The organism is uncultured Ruthenibacterium sp., from assembly GCF_963558415.1.
GTDB lineage: Bacteria > Bacillota > Clostridia > Oscillospirales > Ruminococcaceae > Ruthenibacterium.
Genome location: NZ_CAUWGY010000163.1, coordinates 1 through 1,539, shown reverse-complemented (window position 1 = coordinate 1,539; position 1,539 = coordinate 1). Strand labels below are relative to the sequence as shown.

Sequence of the window (1,539 nt, the reverse complement as noted above, 5' to 3'; positions counted from 1 at the left end):
CCTAGCATCAGTGCCGCAACAGCCATGACACCCGCCGCGCCTACGTATACCAAGATGCCCCGCGCACGATCGGAACGGATCATCGGCACTGCCACCGCAATCAACAGCGGCCAGACAATCAAAATTGGTAGAACACCCATAAAACATGCCCCTTTATGGAAAAAAATCATGAAAACCAGCAATAATTATAGTCCCATTTTTTTCTATTTACAAGGGTAAAGCGGTTTCCATCGTGTTTTTTCCTATTTTTTCTCTTGCCGACAGGCACTCTGGTATTTTCCACTCATTGGTGCTACAATGAATTTCGAACTTTAACGAAATAAGGCGAACATTTCATGCATGAATTGACGATCACACAAAATATTTTGGATATTGCGCTCAATGCGGCAAGCCAGCAAAATGCTCGCTTCATCCATACCATCCGCCTGCGTATGGGACCTTTTTCAGGCGTAGTTCCCGAATGCGTGCAGATGTATCTGGATGTTCTTGCCAAGGGTACCGTGGCCGAAGGAGCCAAAATTGAGGTGACAACGGTTCCTTTGCGCGTACTTTGCCGCGACTGTGGAAAGGAAAGCGAAATTACGCGTACGCATATTCAATGTCCATATTGCGGAAGTCTGCATCTCAAACGTTTGTCCGGTCGGGAATTTATGGTGGAGAGTTTGGAGGTCGATTGAACATGGAAATCAAAGTACTTCATCAAGTAATGGAATGGAACGAAGATGTGAGCGCCGAAGTGCGTCAAACACTGTCCGGCCATAAAGTCTGTATGATCAACGTGATGGGAAGTCCCGGAACTGGAAAAACCAGTCTGATCACCGCTTTGATTGCCCGTCTGAAAAATTCTTTTTCCATCGGCGTTATTGAGGGAGATATCACCGGTCAGATCGATGCAGAGAAAATTGCAGCGCTGGGAATTCCGGCTGTGCAGCTCAACACGGACGGCGCCTGTCACATCGAGGCAATGAGCATTCAGCACATTCTTCCCCAATTTGAATTGGATAAGTTGGACGTTCTATTTGTAGAGAACATTGGAAATTTGGTATGCCCGGCGGAATTTGACATTGGAGAAAATTTTAGAATCACCATTCTCAGCATTCCGGAAGGAGACGACAAAGTGGCCAAATATCCGTTGATGTTCACCGATACGGACTGTCTGGTTTTAAACAAATACGATATGCTTCCCTATTTTGAATTTGACACAGAGCGCGTGAAAAGCGATTATCGCGGCGTCAATCCGGAAGGTCCTTTGTTCGCGGTTTCCAGCCGTACCGGTGCGGGACTGGACGAACTTACCAGACATCTGGAAAGCCGCATTCGGGCCTGTTTGGCATGAGTCAGGTACTTCGAGTCCGGATGACGGTGTCCGGCATCGTTCAGGGCGTGGGGTTCCGTCCTTTCCTGCACCGTCTTGCCAAACAGTACTCCCTCACCGGCTGGGTCCGCAACACCCCGGCAGGCGTGGAGATGGAGCTGGAGGGTTTGAAAGAGCATCTCGAATCTTTTGAGCATGATCTGACCGCGTCACCTCCACCTCTG

General features: G+C 48.7%; 3 protein-coding genes. All 3 read left to right on the top strand.

The features are described from left to right. Positions 1 to 335 precede the first annotated feature (335 nt). Positions 336 to 677, top strand: a complete 342-nt coding sequence (gene hypA, locus AB5H98_RS13435) for a hydrogenase maturation nickel metallochaperone HypA (RefSeq protein WP_367926387.1) — start codon at positions 336 to 338, stop codon at positions 675 to 677. A gap of 2 nt (positions 678 to 679) precedes the next feature. Beyond that, positions 680 to 1,336, top strand: a complete 657-nt coding sequence (gene hypB, locus AB5H98_RS13430) for a hydrogenase nickel incorporation protein HypB (RefSeq protein WP_367926386.1) — start codon at positions 680 to 682, stop codon at positions 1,334 to 1,336. Next, positions 1,333 to 1,539, top strand: a 207-nt coding sequence (locus AB5H98_RS13425; RefSeq protein ID WP_367926385.1) for an acylphosphatase, incomplete at its 3' end; no start/stop codon positions are given. The genes hypB and AB5H98_RS13425, both read left to right, overlap by 4 nt.

What these genes read in the sequence shown, in the direction of transcription:
- hypA (WP_367926387.1), top strand. Translation starts at nt 336, where the DNA reads ATGCATGAATTGACGATCACACAAAATATTTTGGATATTGCGCTCAAT.
- hypB (WP_367926386.1), top strand. Translation starts at nt 680, where the DNA reads ATGGAAATCAAAGTACTTCATCAAGTAATGGAATGGAACGAAGATGTG.